The 1,220-nt window shown below is 64.2% G+C and carries 1 protein-coding gene and 1 pseudogene; both read left to right on the top strand.

What is annotated here, in order from left to right; translation table 11 throughout:
• Positions 1–436 (top strand): annotated as a pseudogene (locus tag AOK08_RS35205) (alpha-1,4-glucan--maltose-1-phosphate maltosyltransferase); the annotation flags it as partial.
• A 4-nt stretch (positions 437–440) separates the two neighbouring features.
• On the top strand, positions 441–1,220 hold a 780-nt coding region (locus AOK08_RS35200), incomplete at its 3' end, for an alpha-amylase family glycosyl hydrolase (RefSeq protein WP_241827225.1).

Genomic DNA, 1,220 nt, shown 5'->3' with positions numbered 1-1,220 from the left:
CCTGGACTCCGAGAAATACCAGCTCCGGCCCAGGGACTGGGAGTCGGCCGAGCGCAGCGGGCTGTCGATCGCCCCGCTCATCACCGCCCTCAACCGGATCAGGCGCGGCCACCCCGCCCTGCACCGGCTCAGGAATCTGCACTTCCACCGGACGGACAACGACGCGGTGATCGCGTACAGCAAACGCACCGGCGACGACACGGTTCTGGTGGTCGTGAACCTCGATCCTCACCACATCCAGGAAACGACGGTCTCGTTGGACATGCCGCAACTCGGCCTGGGCAGGCGGGAAGACGAAGGGCGTTCCCTGGTGGTGCGTGACGAGCTGAGCGGCGAGACGTACCGCTGGGGCCGCGCCAACTACGTACGTCTGGAACCGGGCAGGGCGCCCGCGCACATCTTTCATCTGCTGCGGTATCCGACTGGAGGCCAGTGACACCGTGACTGTCAACGATCCCGTCCCGGACACCTTCGAGGACACTCCCGCCAAGGACCGGGACCCCGAGTGGTTCAAACGCGCCGTCTTCTACGAGGTCCTCGTCCGCTCCTTCCAGGACAGCGACGGCGACGGAATCGGCGACCTCAAAGGCCTCACCGCCAAACTCGACTACCTCCAGTGGCTCGGCATCGACTGCCTCTGGCTGCCCCCGTTCTTCAAATCCCCGTTGAGGGACGGCGGTTACGACGTCTCCGACTACACCGCGGTCCTCCCCGAATTCGGTGACCTCGCCGACTTCGTCGACTTCGTCGACGCCGCCCACCAGCGCGGCATGCGCGTCATCATCGACTTCGTCATGAACCACACCAGCGACCAGCACCCGTGGTTCCAGGAATCCAGAAAAGACCCTCAGGGCCCCTACGGCGACTACTACGTCTGGGCAAAGAAAGACGACCAGTACCAGGACGCCCGGATCATCTTCGTCGACACCGAGGCCTCCAACTGGACCTTCGACCCGGTCCGCAAGGAATACTACTGGCACCGCTTCTTCTCCCACCAGCCGGACCTCAACTACGAGAACCCGGCCGTCCAGGAGGAGATTCTCGCGGCTCTCCGGTTCTGGCTGGACCTCGGCATCGACGGCTACCGCCTGGACGCCGTCCCCTACCTCTACCAGGCAGAAGGCACCAACTGCGAGAATCTGCCGCAGACTCATGAATTCCTGAAACGGGTCAGGCGCGAGATCGACGCGATGTATCCCGACACGGTGCTGCTGGCGGAG

This window comes from Streptomyces graminilatus (genome assembly GCF_001418565.1).
GTDB classification, from domain to species: domain Bacteria; phylum Actinomycetota; class Actinomycetes; order Streptomycetales; family Streptomycetaceae; genus Streptomyces; species Streptomyces graminilatus.
This window is presented reverse-complemented; position numbering and strand designations above follow the sequence as displayed.